At 60.0% G+C, this 15803-nt stretch carries 16 protein-coding genes; 5 read left to right on the top strand and 11 right to left on the bottom strand.

The genetic code is table 11. The features are described from left to right. Nucleotides 1-41 precede the first annotated feature (41 nt). Nucleotides 42-3176, top strand: coding sequence for a ribonuclease E (gene rne, locus D7241_RS03440; RefSeq protein WP_408100320.1), 3135 nt, complete (start codon nucleotides 42-44; stop codon nucleotides 3174-3176). A 126-nt stretch (nucleotides 3177-3302) separates the two neighbouring features. Here the strand turns inward: rne and murB are convergent, their stop codons facing one another. The 8 genes from murB to D7241_RS03400 all read right to left on the bottom strand — a co-directional run bounded on the left by murB (nucleotide 3303) and on the right by D7241_RS03400 (nucleotide 10137). After that, complete coding sequence (murB, locus tag D7241_RS03435; protein ID WP_408100319.1) at nucleotides 3303-4322, bottom strand: UDP-N-acetylmuramate dehydrogenase; 1020 nt, start codon at nucleotides 4320-4322, stop codon at nucleotides 3303-3305. After that, entirely contained in the window at nucleotides 4319-4783 is a 465-nt protein-coding gene (locus D7241_RS03430; protein WP_408100318.1) for a low molecular weight protein-tyrosine-phosphatase, read from the bottom strand. Before D7241_RS03430 ends, murB begins: the two co-directional genes overlap by 4 nt. A 2-nt stretch (nucleotides 4784-4785) precedes the next feature. Continuing rightward, nucleotides 4786-5550, bottom strand: coding sequence for a 3-deoxy-manno-octulosonate cytidylyltransferase (gene kdsB, locus D7241_RS03425; protein WP_408100317.1), 765 nt, complete (start codon nucleotides 5548-5550; stop codon nucleotides 4786-4788). Further along, a complete protein-coding gene (locus tag D7241_RS03420) occupies nucleotides 5547-5732 on the bottom strand; it encodes a Trm112 family protein (protein ID WP_158189379.1) in 186 nt (61 codons plus the stop codon). Before D7241_RS03420 ends, kdsB begins: the two co-directional genes overlap by 4 nt. A gap of 46 nt (nucleotides 5733-5778) precedes the next feature. Continuing rightward, nucleotides 5779-6783, bottom strand: a complete 1005-nt coding sequence (gene lpxK, locus D7241_RS03415) for a tetraacyldisaccharide 4'-kinase (protein WP_408100316.1) — start codon at nucleotides 6781-6783, stop codon at nucleotides 5779-5781. Further along, nucleotides 6783-7211 carry an ExbD/TolR family protein gene (locus D7241_RS03410; RefSeq protein ID WP_408100315.1) on the bottom strand — a complete coding sequence of 143 codons (429 nt, stop codon included), beginning with the start codon at nucleotides 7209-7211 and terminating at the stop codon, nucleotides 6783-6785. Before D7241_RS03410 ends, lpxK begins: the two co-directional genes overlap by 1 nt. Further along, entirely contained in the window at nucleotides 7208-7840 is a 633-nt protein-coding gene (locus D7241_RS03405; RefSeq protein WP_102834821.1) for a MotA/TolQ/ExbB proton channel family protein, read from the bottom strand. The genes D7241_RS03410 and D7241_RS03405 overlap by 4 nt, the downstream gene beginning before the upstream one ends. A gap of 71 nt (nucleotides 7841-7911) precedes the next feature. After that, nucleotides 7912-10137, bottom strand: a complete 2226-nt coding sequence (locus tag D7241_RS03400; protein ID WP_408100314.1) for a DNA internalization-related competence protein ComEC/Rec2 — start codon at nucleotides 10135-10137, stop codon at nucleotides 7912-7914. Nucleotides 10138-10315: 178 nt separating this feature from the next. Between D7241_RS03400 and D7241_RS03395 the strand changes: the two genes are divergently transcribed. Beyond that, a complete protein-coding gene (locus D7241_RS03395; protein ID WP_408100313.1) occupies nucleotides 10316-10831 on the top strand; it encodes a DUF2062 domain-containing protein in 516 nt (171 codons plus the stop codon). A gap of 10 nt (nucleotides 10832-10841) precedes the next feature. On the opposite strand, the gene D7241_RS03390 is transcribed toward D7241_RS03395, so the two are convergent. From D7241_RS03390 to D7241_RS03380, 3 genes are read right to left on the bottom strand one after another with little or no spacing between them, the layout of a single operon-like run. Then, complete coding sequence (locus tag D7241_RS03390; RefSeq protein ID WP_408100312.1) at nucleotides 10842-12089, bottom strand: lipoprotein-releasing ABC transporter permease subunit; 1248 nt, start codon at nucleotides 12087-12089, stop codon at nucleotides 10842-10844. Next, entirely contained in the window at nucleotides 12089-12787 is a 699-nt protein-coding gene (gene lolD / locus D7241_RS03385) for a lipoprotein-releasing ABC transporter ATP-binding protein LolD (protein ID WP_408101181.1), read from the bottom strand. The genes D7241_RS03390 and lolD overlap by 1 nt, the downstream gene beginning before the upstream one ends. Nucleotides 12788-12794: 7 nt before the next feature. Then, complete coding sequence (locus D7241_RS03380; RefSeq protein ID WP_255980498.1) at nucleotides 12795-14042, bottom strand: lipoprotein-releasing ABC transporter permease subunit; 1248 nt, start codon at nucleotides 14040-14042, stop codon at nucleotides 12795-12797. Between the two features lie 100 nt (nucleotides 14043-14142). Here D7241_RS03380 and D7241_RS03375 point away from each other — a divergent pair, with 100 nt between their 5' ends. Genes D7241_RS03375 through D7241_RS03365 form a run of 3 tightly spaced genes read left to right on the top strand, consistent with a single transcriptional unit; the run spans nucleotide 14143 to nucleotide 15743 of the window. Then, nucleotides 14143-14715, top strand: a complete 573-nt coding sequence (locus D7241_RS03375) for a PilZ domain-containing protein (RefSeq protein WP_408100311.1) — start codon at nucleotides 14143-14145, stop codon at nucleotides 14713-14715. A 3-nt stretch (nucleotides 14716-14718) separates the two neighbouring features. Further along, nucleotides 14719-15021, top strand: a complete 303-nt coding sequence (locus tag D7241_RS03370) for a phosphodiesterase (protein ID WP_408100310.1) — start codon at nucleotides 14719-14721, stop codon at nucleotides 15019-15021. Further along, nucleotides 15021-15743, top strand: a complete 723-nt coding sequence (locus D7241_RS03365; RefSeq protein WP_408100309.1) for a glycerophosphodiester phosphodiesterase — start codon at nucleotides 15021-15023, stop codon at nucleotides 15741-15743. Before D7241_RS03370 ends, D7241_RS03365 begins: the two co-directional genes overlap by 1 nt. Nucleotides 15744-15803: the final 60 nt, after the last annotated feature.

Raw genomic sequence — 15803 nt, 5'->3', positions numbered from 1 at the left:
CCGAACGCCGTTTCCGCTGCCCTGGAAACCGACGGTACTACATGAAAAGAATGCTAATTAACGCAACTCAGCCAGAAGAGTTGCGTGTCGCACTGGTCGATGGCCAGCGTCTGTTCGATCTCGATATCGAATCCGGCGCCCGCGAACAGAAAAAAGCCAATATCTATAAAGGCAAAATCACCCGCGTCGAGCCCAGCCTCGAAGCAGCCTTCGTGGACTTTGGCGCAGATCGCCACGGCTTTCTCCCCCTCAAAGAAATCTCCCGCGAGTATTTCAAGAAGGCTCCGGAAGGCCGCGTCAACATTAAGGACGTCCTGAGCGAAGGCCAGGAAGTCATTGTCCAGGTCGAAAAGGAAGAGCGTGGCAACAAAGGCGCAGCCCTGACTACCTTCATCAGCTTGGCTGGCCGTTACCTGGTATTGATGCCGAATAACCCGCGTGCGGGTGGTATATCGCGCCGCATCGAGGGCGAAGAGCGCAACGAATTGCGCGAAGCGCTGAATGGCCTCAACGTTCCAGCCGACATGGGCCTGATCGTCCGCACCGCCGGCCTTGGGCGCTCCAGCGAAGAAATGCAATGGGATTTGGACTACCTGCTGCAGCTGTGGAGCGCGGTGAAGGAAGCCTCGCAGGATCGTTCAGCGCCCTTCCTGATCTACCAGGAATCCAATGTCATCATCCGTGCCATCCGAGATTACCTGCGCCAGGATATCGGCGAAGTCCTGATCGACAGCGTCGAAGCCCAGGATGAAGCCCTTTCGTTCATCCAGCAGGTGATGCCGCAGTACGCCAGCAAGATCAAGCTGTACGAAGACAGCGTCCCGCTGTTCAATCGCTTCCAGATCGAAAGCCAGATCGAGACCGCATTCCAACGTGAAGTGAAGCTGCCGTCCGGTGGCTCCATCGTCATCGATCCTACCGAAGCGCTGGTTTCCATCGACATCAACTCGGCGCGCGCCACCAAGGGCGGCGACATCGAAGAAACCGCGCTGCAGACCAACCTTGAAGCAGCCGAGGAAATTGCTCGTCAGCTGCGCCTGCGGGATATCGGCGGTCTGATCGTCATCGACTTCATCGACATGACCCCGGCAAAAAACCAGCGCGCCGTGGAGGAGAAAGTCCGCGAAGCGCTCGAAGCTGACCGCGCACGCATTCAGGTCGGTCGCATTTCTCGCTTCGGCCTACTGGAAATGTCCCGTCAACGCCTGCGCCCGTCTCTCGGCGAAACCAGCGGCATCGTCTGCCCTCGCTGTAATGGCCAAGGCATCATCCGTGACGTCGAATCGCTATCATTGGCTATCCTGCGCCTGATCGAAGAAGAAGCGCTTAAAGACCGCACCGCCGAGGTTCGGGCTCGCGTGCCCTTCCAGGTCGCCGCCTTCCTGCTCAACGAGAAGCGCAACGCTATCACCAAAATCGAACTGCGCAGCCGCGCGCGCATCTTCATTCTGCCGGATGACCACCTGGAAACACCGCATTTCGAAGTACAGCGCCTGCGCGACGACAGCCCGGAGATCGTCGCCGGTCAGGCCAGTTACGAGATGAGCCCGACCGAGATTGAAGAAGCCCAGCCGGTTAGCTCGACTCGTACGCTGGTGCGACAGGAAGCAGCAGTGAAAACGGCGCCGCAGCGTACCGCACCCGCACCTACCCCTGCTCAGTCGCCAGCCGTAGCCGCACCTGCCGTTCAGGAACCAAGCCTGTTCAAAGGATTGGTCAAATCTTTAGTCGGCCTTTTTGCTGGCAAGCAGGAAGCGCCGGCAGTGGAAGTTGAGAAGAAACCTGCAGCCAGCAGCCGCCCGCAACGCAACGATGAGCGTCGCAGCGGTCGCCAACAAAACCGTCGTCGTGATTCACGCAGCAATCGCGACGAAGAGCGCAAGCCACGCGAAGAACGTGTACCGCGAGAGGAACGCCAGACTCGTGAAGAGCGCCAGCCGCGTCCGCCGCGCGAAGAGCGCAAGCCACGCGAACCTCGTGAATCTCGCGAGCCGGTAGAAGCCAGCGAGAGCCCTTCGCAGCCTCAACCGCGTCGTGAACGCACCCCTCGTGAGGACCGTCAGCCCCGCGAAGAGCGTAAGCGTGAATTGCGGGCGCCGCTCGACGAACCGACCCAGGCAGCTCCGGGCGTGGACCTCATCGAGGAAACGACAGAGCGCAAACCGCGCCCGCCTCGCGAAGAGCGCAAACCTCGCGTCGAGCAGAGTGTGAACGAGGAAGAACTGCAGCAGAACGAAGAAACAGTTGAAAACGCACAGGACGAGCAGCCATCGACCGAGGGCAATGATCGCCCACGTCGCCGGTCCCGTGGCCAGCGTCGTCGCAGCAACCGCCGTGACCGTCAGCGTGATGCCAATGGCAACGAGATCGACAGCGAGGCCGAGGCGGCTACAGCTGAAGTCAGCGAGAGCAACGCTCCGGTGAAATCCGAACAGGTCGCCATCGCTGCCACGGCAGCTGCTCTGGCTGCCAATACGGCCGACACCGAGACAGCACCGACTCCAGCCCAGCCCGAAGACGAGGCGATGCCGACTGCATCGGTGCTCGCCGAAAGCGCCACCGAAAGCATCAGTGAATCCAAAGAGGTTGCGAAGCCTGCTGAAAGCATCTCAGCGCCGGCAGTCGAGGTCGCTACACCGGCTGCCCTGGAAGCCGAGCCGGCCCCGCAGGAAGCCAGCCAACCAGAACCGGTCACAGCCGAACCCACATTTGCCGAAGCAGTCTCGCCTGCTGCCGAGCAACCCGCCCCGGTTGCGGTCGAACCTGCGGCGCCGGTTGTGACTGCCTCTGGCCGCGCAGCTAACGATCCGCGTGAAGTACGCCGTCGCCGCCTCGAGCAGGAACGTCTAGCCAAGGAAGCGTCGGAGGTTGAAGCGAAAACCGCAGCCGAAGCGAAGGCCCCAGTAGAACAGCCAATGGCCAGCCCTGAGATCGTTGTCGGCGAAACGGCCAGCGATGCGCCAGCCGGGCACATGTTCGACGCAACCAACAGCAGCGAGGAAAAGCCCGCCGAGGCTGCTCCCCAAGCTGAGCAACTAGCTGCCGAACCGAAGACTGAACAGGTCAACGCGGAAACAGCCCAGCCGAACGCCGAGCCGACCGAAGTTGCACAAGCCAAGCCTGATGTAGCTGACGACGCTGGCGAGCAAGACGACGCCGAGAAGCGTCAGAGTTAATCTCGTCGCAATTGAAAAGGGATGCTTCGGCATCCCTTTTTTGTGGTTCGCTGGAGGCCCAGCAGCACGAGCCGGACCTCGCAAACAACCGGGCCACACTGAGGCGGCGCCAGGCCGCCGCACGAATTAGATAACGTTCGGCTCGATTTCCAGCTGTACGGCAAAACGCTCGGCGATATCCGCCTGAATACGCCGGGCGAGCTGGATGATCTGCTGACCGGTGGCCTGACCGTAATTAACCAGAACCAGCGCCTGCAGCTTGTGCACGCCGGCATCGCCATCCCGATACCCTTTCCAGCCTGCACACTCAATCAGCCAGCCGGCAGCAAGCTTGACCTGCCCCTCCGCCTGAGGAAACGTCACGACGTCCGGAAAGCGTTCGCGCAGGGCATCGGCTACAGATTGCGGCACCAACGGATTCTTGAAAAAACTACCGGCGTTGCCCAAGATCCTGGGATCAGGCAGCTTCTCGCTCCGAATGGCGCAGACCGCGCGACTGACATCTGCTGGCGTAGGTGAATCAATAGCGTGTTGTTGCAGCCACTGACGGAGCGGCCCGTAATCCAGCTGCAAATTCGCCGTCCGCTGCAGCGCGAAGCGCACCCGAAGGATGATGTAGCGCCCCGCCTGCCGCTTGAATACGCTGTCGCGATAGCCGAACTCGCAGGCTTGCAGATCGAACTCGCGTTGGGCACCCGTTTCTCGATCCAACGCAGTTAGCCCGGCGAATACATCCTTGACCTCGACGCCGTACGCGCCGACATTTTGAATTGGCGCGGCGCCGACAGTGCCAGGAATCAGACTGAGATTTTCCAACCCCGACAATCCGAGCTCCAGGCTGCGCAACACGAAGGGATGCCAGGGCTCCCCCGCCTCCGCCTCGATTATCACCCGTTCACCGTCATCCTCGAGCACCCGAATACCTCGGCTTGCCATGCGAAGCACCAGCGCATCCAGGTCGGTCGTAAGCACGAGATTGCTACCGCCGCCCAGGATCCACAGCGGAACTCCGAGACGCCGCGCCTCGCCGAGCGCTTCAGCTACGTCTTGATCGAACTGTGCTTCGGTGAAGTGCGTCGCACGGGCTTCGACCGCGAAGGTATTGAGCGCCTTGAGCGAGCGATTCTGTTCGATAAGCAGACTCACAAACGTTCCCTGACTTCATTAAGTAACGCCGTGGATGCCAGCTCGACAAGATCCAGCACCTGCTCGAAACCGTCCTCGCCACCAAAATAAGGATCCGGCACAACATCTTGACCCAGGCGATAGCGGCGCAGGAACAGATCGAGTTCACCATGGGAGTCAGCAGGTCGCAGCGCCTGCAAATAGGCCAGATTGTCATGATCCATCGCAAGGATAAGATCGAAGCGCTGGAAGTCTTCTCTGGTCACCTGACGTGCTTTCAGCGACTGCAGATCGTAGCCTCGCAGGGCGGCCGCCTGGCAGGATCGCTGGTCTGGCTTCTTGCCGACGTGCCAGTCACCGGTTCCGGCCGAATCGATGCTGATTCGACTTTCCAGCTGGGCCACCTGCACCTGTTTACGAAACACCGCCTCAGCGGTGGGTGATCGACAGATATTGCCCATACAAACGAACAGAACCTTCACGCTCAGGCTCCGAGCAGCTTGCGGACACGTTCCAGATCCTCAGCGGTATCGACCCCGGTCGGAGGTGCCTCAACCGCATCAGCTACATGAATGCGCTTGCCATGCCAGAGTGCCCGCAGTTGCTCCAAGCATTCTGTGTTTTCAAGCCAGCAAGGCCCCCAGGCAACGAAGTCGGCGAGGAACCCGGCCCTGTAGGCGTAGATGCCGATATGCCGGCGATACGGAACACCAGGCGGAAGCGCATCCCGATCATGCGCGAATTCGTCCCGCGCCCACGGCAATGGCGCACGGCTAAAGGCGAGCGCCAGCCCGTCGATATCGCTGAGCACCTTCACCACATTGGGATTGAATAGGGCCTGCGGATCGCTGATCGGCTCGGCAAGCGTTGCGATCGCCGCCTCTGGGTGACCAGCGAGATTGCGCGCAACCTGGTCGATCACCGAAGGAGGAATCAGCGGCTCGTCGCCCTGAACGTTCACTACGATGGCATCAGCCGGCAAACCAAGCTTTTGTGCCACTTCGGCGAGGCGATCGGTGCCCGAGTTGTGCTCCACCTGGGTCAGCAACGCCTCCGCGCCAAACCCTTTGCAAGCTTCGAGAATACGCTGGTCGTCGGTGGCAACAACGACCCGCTGAGCACCACTTTTACACGCCTGCTCCCAGACGTGGCGGATCATCGGCTTGCCGGCAATGTCCTGCAGTGGCTTGCCTGGAAGGCGGCTGGACGCGTAACGCGCCGGAATCACGACAGTATAGGCGCTACTCATTTGTCCAGACGCTCATCCACTTCCAAGGTGCGGGCTTCGCTTTCCAGCATCACCGGGATGCCATCACGCACCGGAAAAGCCATTCCGTCGGCTTTGCAGATCAATTCGAATTTGTCTTCAGTCAGCTTCAGCGGACCCTTACAGAGTGGGCAAGCGAGAATATCGAGGAGTTTGGTATCCATGCGCGGTCCTTGGATGCAGCCGACTGCACCTGGCAGATCGAGCGGCTTAGGGGTGTTCGGGCAGCAATCGGTCCAGCTGGGCGTCGAACCAGGTAACAAACGCAGCCGAAGGCTCGGCTTGCACCTGCAGATAGCACCAACCCGGGAGCGCAAATGCCCGGCATTTGACCGCATCCTTCTCAGTCATTACCAGCGGTAGCGCGGGGCTGAAGCTCAGCTGCTCGGGGCTATAGCGGGCATGATCGGCGAAGGGATGCGGGATCGGTCGCCAGTGTAGCGCCTCGAGCGTAGTGAAGAAACGCTGCGGATTACCGATCCCGGCGACCGCATGCAGCTGCTGGCCTGGCGGAAAATGGTCGAGCGGCCAGTCCTGCCCACTGACCAGCTCGATCAACCTTGACGGTTGCAAGGCGAAGGAATAGCCGGATGCGCTGTCGGCAAAAGCGCCGTTGAACAGCACCGCATCGACTGACCGTAAGCGATCAACAGGTTCACGCAACGGACCGGCGGGCAGGCAACGACCGTTACCCAATCCACGTGCCGCATCGATGAGCACCAGTTCGAGGTCTCGAGCAAGCCGGTAATGCTGCAATCCGTCATCCGAAAGGATCAAATCGAGCGACTCGCTCTTGAGCAATTCACGAACCGCGCGCCCGCGGTCCGGATCGATCATCATCGGCACACCAGTCCGCCGAGCGATCAGCAACGGTTCGTCGCCCGTCTCCGCTGCCGAATGCTCTGGCAACACACGCCAGGGATACGAAGGAGGTGTGGCGCCGTAGCCCCGACTGACCACGCCGACCTTCAAGCCACGCTGGCGGCAGTGCTCGATCAGCCAGAGGATCAACGGGGTTTTCCCCGTTCCGCCAACGGTGATATTGCCCACTACCACAACAGGTACTGGAGCCCGGTAGCTATCAACGTTGCCACTGACAAATTTGCTCCGTCTGGCGTTGACTACGCGCCGATAGAGCATCTCAAGCGGAGCGAGCAGAGCCAGGGCCGGATGCCCCTCATACCAGGCTCGCTGCAGACGGTCGGCAAAGGACATCAGGGCTCCGGTTGGGCCTCGACAGTGGTGATACGCAGATGAGCAAATCCCAGCTTGCCAGCAGCATCCATCGCGGTGATCACCGCTTGATGCGGCGTCTTGCCGTCTGCACTGATGATCATCGGCAAGCTGGTGTCACCGCCGGATTCCTTGCTGAGTGCAGCCATTAAGGTGTTCAGATCATGCTTGATCAACGCTTTGCCATTGAGGCTGAAGCTGCCGTCGACGTCGATAACCACTTCCAGCCGTTTCTTCTCGGCTTCTTGCGGCGGCGTACCGCTGGCCGCTTCCGGCAGATCGACCTGAAGCTGGGTCTCGCGGGTGAAGGTAGTAGTGACCACAAAGAACAGCAGCAGAATGAACACCACGTCGATCAACGGGGCCAGGCCGATATCGACGTTCTCCCGCGCCTTACGACGAAACTTCACGCCTTGCCCTCACCCAGATCGACGTCACGGTCGCCCTGCACCACCTCGACCAGCTTGATCGCCTCTTGCTCCATACCGACCACCAGTTCTTCGACACGGCGCAGCAGGAAGCGGTGGAAGAACAACGCTGGGATGCCGACCATCAGACCGGCGGCAGTAGTGATCAGCGCCTTGGAAATACCGGCCGCGAGCAAAGGCGCGTTAGCCATACCGGAGCCCATGAAGGCGCTGAAAATCTCGATCATCCCGAGCACTGTGCCCAAAAGCCCGAGCAGTGGCGCGATACCGGCGATGGTACCCAGCGCATTGAGATAGCGCTCCAGGTCATGCACGACCCGCGCTGCGGCTTCCTCGATGCACTCCTTCATGATTTCCCGGCCATGCTTGGAGTTGGCCAGACCTGCGGCCAGGATTTCACCGAGCGGCGAATCCGCGCGCAGCTCCTTGAGCTTTTGGTTGCTGAGCTTTTTGTCCTTGATCCATTTCCACACCTGCCCAAGCAGATGCGGCGGGGTCACGCGGCTTGGCCGCAGCGTCCATAACCGTTCGGCAACGATGCCGGCAGCAGCGATGGAACACAAAATGATTGGCAGCATTATCCAGCCACCCGCTTTAACCAGCTCCCACACGAGATGAATCCCCCTCGAAAAAGTGGCGCCACTCTAGCATAGGGGCGCTGAACCGCTGACGGCCTCGGTTCTCATTTTTCCCGCCAGAATCGACGTTCGGCGCGCAATACCCGAACCGGCTCAAAACGCCCAAGAGCGATCCGCATGGCGCCCTGCTCCGCCGTGTCGTAGAGCTTCGCGCCGGACGCCTGCAGACGCCGCACTACATCAGGGTGTGGATGACCAAATGGATTGTGCAGGCTGCGCGAAACAAGCGCACCACTGGCACCGACCGCCTCGATGAACGCTGTCGATGACGAACTACGGCTGCCATGATGCGGCACCAGCAGCCATTGCGCATCAACTGCCATGTTGCTCTCCAGCAGCGCCTCCTCGGCAGACACATCGATGTCTCCGGTGAGCAACAGACGTTCGCCGGCTGCCTCGACCAAGAGCACGCAAGAAGATTGATTGCCATCTCGAGGATGCGACCATCGCCATAGGGTGAAGCGCACCTGATCCCATTCCCAGCGCCCTCCAGACCGGCATGATTCGACGCCCAGCGAGGCAGGCAGCCGTTTCGGCTCTCCGCTGAGCACCCGCGATATCGGCATCAGCCGCTGGATCGCCTCGGCGCCACCAGCGTGATCGCTATCGGCATGACTGAGGATCATCATGTCCAGATCGGCCAGCCCCAGCGTGCGCAATGAGGGAAACACGACCCGCTCACCGATATCGAAGTCGCCATAGCGCGGCCCTGCGTCATACAGCAACGCATGCTCACGTGTACGTACCAAGACCGCCAATCCCTGGCCAACGTCGAATATCCAGACCTCTGCCTGTCCCGCCGTCTGCTTTTGTACCGGTGGAAACAAAAGCGGTGCGAGTAGCACCAGCCCCAGGGCCCGGAACGGCACGCCGGGTGGCAAAAGAACGAGCACCATGCCCAGCGCCACCACACACCATCCCCACAGCGGCAAGGACGCCGACAGCCAGGCAGATTGCCAGCCAGCAAGCCATTGCAACCCCTCGAAAAGAATCGCTAATAGTCCGCCAGCCAGCCATAACAACAATTCACCAACTTCGGGCAGCCATAGCAGCGAGGTGCCAAGTAATGACAGCGGCACAATCAGTACGCTAACCAGCGGCACTGCAAACAGGTTGGCGATTGGCCCGCTCAGGCTCACCGGCAAGCCAAGCGCAAGCAACACCGGCAGTAGGCCGAGCGCCATGCTCCATTGCGCACGGCCCAGCGTCTGCCACCAAGACCAGCTACCCAATCGACCCCGGAAGATCAGTGCGAGCAGTCCAACCGCTGAGAACGACAACCAAAAACCCGATTGCAGGCTTACCAGGGGATCGATCAGCAGGACGCCGTTAAGCGTCATCAGCAGCGGCACCCAAACACCGAGATGTCGAAAGCGCAATCGCCACACGAGTACCAGCGCGACCATCATGCAAGCGCGCTGGACCGGCACTTCGAAGCCCGCCAGCCAACCGTATCCAAGCGCGCCAACCAGAGCGAGGCCACACGCCCAAGGTAGCCAGGCGACCCGTGGCGGCCAAACACCCCAACGCGCCATCAGCGCGACCAGGCCATAGAGCAAGCCGGCCAGCATCCCGACATGCTGACCCGAGATCACCATCAGATGCACGGTGCCGGTGTCCTGCAGGATCCGCCAATCGGACGTCGACAGGCCACTGTCGTCCCCCACTACCAGCGCTGCGATGGCGCCCGAGCGTCCATGGGCGTCAACCTCCATCAAGCGTTGTCGCAACCGATCGCGCCACGCCTGCTCCCCCGCCGCGATCGACACCCGCTCGCCCGCCTTGATCGTGCCACTGGCGCCGATCCGGCGCGCCAGAAGCCAAGCCTCGTAATCGAACGGATGCGGGTTGACGAGGCCACGCGGCCTTTTCAGCTTGGCGGCGAGCCGCCATCGCTCCCCCGCCTGCATGACAGGCCCGCCGTACCAGGCCAGGCGCATCCGCGACGGCAAGCCGGTATGCCTGGACGAGATATCTTCCAGCTCGAATCGCACCACGCCGTCACGAATGTCAGGCAGTCCGGTTACTCGCCCCTCAAGCCAGAAGGTTCGCCCGTCGAGTTCCGTCGGGAGGCGGTCGTCCATGGCCCAGTGAGCACTTAAGCAAGCCCAGCCAAACCCTAGGAAAAAGAACCCGATCGCCCGGTAGCGAAACGGCAGCAACGCCAGGCCCACTGTAAATATGAACGGCAGCGCCGATATTGGCGGCAGTTGCGGTAGGAAGCGCAGCAGTAGAAGGCCTGCTGCCAGCGCCAGCATCGCTGTACGCATTACGTGGATTCCTTTCCAAACGATGGTACGACCCGCCGAGCAGCTGATGCGTGTTCTCTGCGACCCTTACCGACATCCTATCGGCGGTCGCAGTGTAGAATTTATGTCACAAAGTCATCTCAGCGCCGGGTCTCGTTTCAGGCATAATCGGCGCGCTTCAGCCCGCCAGAGAACCTTCATGCCGCGTCGTTTTTTCAAACGCTACATGCCGCACCCCGATCGCATCAAGGCTCACAAGTCCCTGCGTTTTCTTGGCGCGCTGATTCACGACCCCAACCTGCTTCACCTCAACCGGCATTCAGTTTCCAGAGCGATGGCTATCGGCCTTTTCTGGGCCATGATCCCGATGCCCATGCAAATGCTTGCGGCGGCCCTATGCGCTGTACCGGCCAGAGCCAACCTGCCGATAGCCGTGGGCTTGGTCTGGCTGACCAATCCGTTGACGATGCCACCGGTCTTCTATTGCAACTACAAGGTCGGCGCCTGGCTGATGAATACACCCGTCTCACCAATGCCGATGGAGCTAAGCCTCGCCTGGGTTCGCCAGATGCTCAACAGCCATTGGCAACCCCTTTTTCTCGGCTCATTCGTCGTTGCCGTCGTCTCGGCGGTACTGGGTTATATCGCAACCCAAGCATATTGGCGCTGGTGGGTCAGCCGCAGTTGGCGCAAGCGCCAGCAAGGTCGCCGCTGAGCGCCGCTTGTTATTCGTAGCGTAGTGCCTCGGCGGGCTGAGTCTGCGCGGCGCGCCAGGCGGGATAGAGCGTCGCGAGGAAACTTAAAATCAGCGCGGCAAGCGTAACAAGCAGAACATCTTCCAGCCGCAGTTCTGACGGCAAGGTATTAATGAAATAGACGTCGGAGCTGAAGATATGCTGCCCTGATATCTTTTCCAGCCAGCCAACCAAAGCGCTGACATTGAGCGCGCCGAGCACGCCCAAGACGGTACCTATCAGCGTGCCGGTCAACCCGATAATGCTTCCCTGTACCATGAAGATCCTCATGATCTGTCGGGGTGTTGCGCCCAGGGTACGCAGGATCGCAATATCGGCACGCTTATCCGCCACCACCATGATCAGGGTCGCGATGATATTGAAAGCGGCCACCGCCACGATCAACAGCAGCAGCAGCCCGATCATGGTCTTTTCCATTTTCATCGCGCTGAACAGGCTGCCCTGGGTCAGTGACCAGTCCTCGCCGCGATAGCCATCGCCGAGCATGGTAACGAGCTCGGCAGCCACTTCTGGAGCGCGGTACAGGTCGGCCAGCCGCACCCTGACGCCCGCAACCTGATGCGGTTGCCAGCGAAGGATCTGCGCCGCATCGACGCGATGGATCATCGCCAGGCTACCGTCGAGCTCGGCACCGACCTTGAATACCCCAACGACATTCAGGCGTTGCATTCGCGGCGTTATGCCACCGGGCGTGTCACTGAGCTCGGGCACGATCAGTGTCAGCTTGTCACCCAGTTTCAGGCCGAACCGACGCGCAGTCATCAGTCCGATAATCACCCCGGAATCGCCCGGTTTGAGATCATCGAGTCGGCCGGCAACCATTTTCGAGCCGAGGATCGACACGTCGGCTTCCGCCTGTGGATCGATACCATTGATCTCGATCGGTTGCATTGAGCCCTTGAACGAAAGCATGCCTTCGAGCGGGGTGATAGGCGCCGCGCCGAGTACTTCGGGATGCGTACGAACCCGCTCGGCGACCGACTGCCAGTCGTCCAGCGGCTGCCCGTCTCCAGCGACCATAGCGTGCGGGACCATACCGAGAATGCGATTGCTCATCTCCCTCTGAAAACCATTCATGACCGACAGCACCATGATCATCGCCAGCACACCCAGCGAGAGACCGATCATCGAAGTCAGCGAAATGAACGAGATGAAATGGTTGCGACGCTTGGCGCGCGTGTAACGGCTGCCAATGAAGATGCTTAACGGCCTGAACATTAGCCAGCCACCAGCCGACCGTCTTCCAGGCGCAATATATGATCCATTTGCCCGGCCAGTTGCGGATCGTGTGTTACGACGAGAAAAGCGGTGCGCAACGAGGTGCTTAGCTCCAGCATCAAGTCCTGAATACCCTGCGCAGTGTGGTGATCGAGGTTGCCGGTGGGCTCGTCGAGCAACACCAGAGCCGGACGATTGGCCAACGCCCGGGCAATCGCCACGCGCTGGCGCTCGCCACCGGACAGTTCCGAAGGCTTGTGCGCCAGTCGATGACCGAGCCCCACACGCTGCAGCAGTTCGCTTGCTCGCGCGCGCGCTTCGGAAATTGGCGCCTTGCCGATCAGCAGCGGCATGCAGACATTCTCCAGGGCGGAGAACTCTGGCAGCAGATGATGGAACTGATAGACGAAGCCCAGCGCGCGATTACGCAGCAGGCCGCGATCCTTCTCGCTGAGCGCGGAAAGCTCCTCTCCGGCCAGCCAAACGCTTCCTTCGGTGGGTGTGTCGAGTCCGCCGAGCAGGTTCAGCAGCGTGCTTTTGCCGGAGCCGGAACTGCCGACGATGGCGACTCGCTGACCGGGGAACAGCTCCAACTGCAGCCCGGAAAGCACATTGACTGACTCGGGGCCCTGTTCGTAGCGCTTGCTCAAATTGCGGCAGCTCAACACCGCGCTATCCAGCGAAGACCTTTCATTCATAACCAGCTCACTCATAACGTAGCGCCTCTGCCGGCTGGGTGCGGGCCGCACGCCACGCCGGATAAAGGGTGGCGAGAAAACTCAGGACGAGCGCCGCGACACAAACCTGAACCACATCGGCAGTCATCAATCGAGACGGCAGATAGTCGATGAAATACACATCGGCACTGAGAAATTTGTGGCCGATCAGGCGTTCCAGCGCGGCGATCCAGCTACTCACATTGAGCGCAACGAAAATTCCGAGCAAGGCACCAACGAGGGTTCCGACGACGCCGATGACCGTTCCCTGAACCATGAAGATCGCCATGATTTGCCGGGGCGTTGCGCCGAGCGTACGCAGGATGGCGATATCGCCGCGCTTGTCGGTCACGACCATGACCAATGTGGAGATGATATTGAACGCTGCTACGGCAACGATCAGCAGCAGCAGCAGACCGATCATGGCCTTTTCCATGCGGATCGCCTGGTAGAGATTGCCATGAGTACGGGTCCAGTCACGCGAATAGAAGTCGTCACCCAGCTGCCCTGCCAGCTCCCAGGCTATACGCGGCGCCTGGAACAGATCGACGAAACGCAGGCGCAAGCCCTGAACCTGGTCCGGCTTCCAGCGATGCAGGCGTGCCATGTCGGAGATATTGGCCATCGCTACATAACCATCGATCTCACCCGCACCGACATGAAAGATGCCACGCACGGTAAAGCGCTTCATGCGCGGAAATACCCCTGCCGGCGTGACCGTTACTTCCGGAGCTACAAAGGTGACCTTGTCGCCGACACCGACGCCGAGCGTTTCGGCAGCCTTATCGCCGATAACGATGCCGAACTCGCCAGGCTCGAGAGCCTCCAGTGACCCTTCGCGAAAGAACCGTCCAATGATCGAAACGTCCGGCTCGATCTCGGGATCAACGGCGTTGATAAGAATTTTGGTGACCTGTCCGCGACTGGTCAGCAAACCCTGCATCTGAATAAATGGCGCTACCGCCGCTACCTGCGGATGCTTTTCCAAACGCTGCCCCAGCGTCTGCCAGTCGTCGATCGGCAGCGGGCTTTCGATCGTTGCGTGCGGCACCATGCCAAGCACCCGGGTGCGCATTTCATAGTCGAAGCCATTCATCACCGAAAGCACGACGATCATCACCAGCACGCCCAGTGCGAGCCCGATCATGGACGTGAACGATATGAAGGAGACGAAGAGGCTGCGACGTCTGGCGCGTGTGTAGCGCGCCCCGATATACACGGACAGCGGTCTGAACATAAATCGATGAGTTCGCTTTCGCTGGCAGGAAATAACAAGCTGCATGACGTTGCCAAGCGGCCTGATACACTCAAGCCATCACTGCAGCCCAGGGATCGACATGCCCACAGAAGACACTGAAGATCGCCGCGAATACTATCGTATCGAGGACATGATCGCACTGGAAATCCTGCCATTGGAACACGCCGAAACAGTCTCCAGTAGTGGTTCAACGCAGCTGTTCGACCTACTCGGCGAGCTGCATCAGCTTGAATTCGAAGCGCAGCATCTCCTGCGTCAGATAGCTGAGGGCAACCGCACGCTGGCCAATTATCTGAAGGTGCAGAACAAGCGTATCGACCTGCTTGGCCAGGTGCTGGCGCAGGATCTGCTGAAGGACATCGGGCCGGCGCGCGAGGTGGTGCTTTCCGAAGGCGGCATAAGCTTCGCTCATGATCAGCCACTCGGTGAGGGCTCGGCCTGGACACTCAAGCTGGTATTGATGCCGCAGGGTCTGGGCATGCTGTTGACGGCACGCGTCGCGAGTTGCCAAGCGCTCGATGATGGCCAGTTTGCAATCGGAACGTCCTTCGAAGCGTTGACTGATGCACAACGGCAATTACTCGCTCGACATATCCTGCAGAAACAGGCGACGGAACGGCGCCTGGCTCGTGAAAGCCTGCAAGGAATTTGATACATGCATCCGCTACCAATCGTCTTTCTGCTGTTCGTTCTAAGCGCCCCGGCCCGTGCCGACATCATCCGTATTCCAGTTGGTCAACAAGGCCACGTCGAGACGACCATGCCCAGCCGCGGCGACTCAAAGAATCAGGTACTCAATAACTTCGGCCTCGCCGATGAAGAGCATCCGGCGGTCGGTCAGCCGCCCATCACACGATGGGATTACCGCGAGTTTTCCGTTTACTTCGAAGGCAACCGAGTAATCAACAGCGTTCTACATCATCAACGCATCAGACCCGTACAGCGAGAAATGCAATAGTGACCTTGATCTATGGCCACCGCGGCGCAAAAGGTGAAGCTCCGGAAAATACCCTGATCGGCTTCCAGCAATGCCTCGCCCATGGCGTGCGTCGCTGCGAGCTGGATCTGCATCTGTCGAAAGACGGCGTGCTGATGGTCATCCATGATCCGACCTTGAAGCGCACCACCGGTCAGCGCGGCAAGGTGGTGGAGCACGATGCCGAAGAACTGGTGCATTACGATGCGCGCAATGGCGGACCAGGCTGGAAACAACCCTGCCCCATTCCTCGCTTGTCAGAACTATTCGAAAAATGTGATTTCGATCATTGGCAGCTTGAAGTCAAAAGCGCTTCAAGGGTTCGCGCCGCGCGCTCGGTAATGGCAATTAGGGAACTGGCCGAACGCTATGGCCTGCTTGATCGTATTACCGTCACATCTGGCTCACGGGAAGTGCTGCGGGCGCTCAAGCGACTGACGCCCGAGTTGTCCTGCGGGCTGGTGGCCGAGTATGGCTGGCTCGATCCGCTGAAGGTGGCCAAGCAATACGGCTGCGAGCTACTGGCGCTGAAATGGACTTTATGCACACCCGAACGGATCGCTAAAGCGCGCCAGCAGGGCTTGCACGTATCGGTATGGACTGTGAACGAGCCGGCGCTGATGCGCCGACTCGCCGATTTCGGAGTCGACAGCCTGATTACCGATTTTCCTGGTCTCGCGGTTGAAACACTGCGCAAGAAATAAGCGGCTGAAGACTAGGCTTCAAGCTTGGAACCGCTCGGTTCTTCTTGTAGCTTGCCGCTT

It is taken from the genome of Stutzerimonas sp. VN223-3 (genome assembly GCF_045999685.1).
In the GTDB taxonomy this organism is placed as follows: Bacteria; Pseudomonadota; Gammaproteobacteria; order Pseudomonadales; family Pseudomonadaceae; genus Stutzerimonas; species Stutzerimonas stutzeri_AR.
This window is presented reverse-complemented; position numbering and strand designations above follow the sequence as displayed.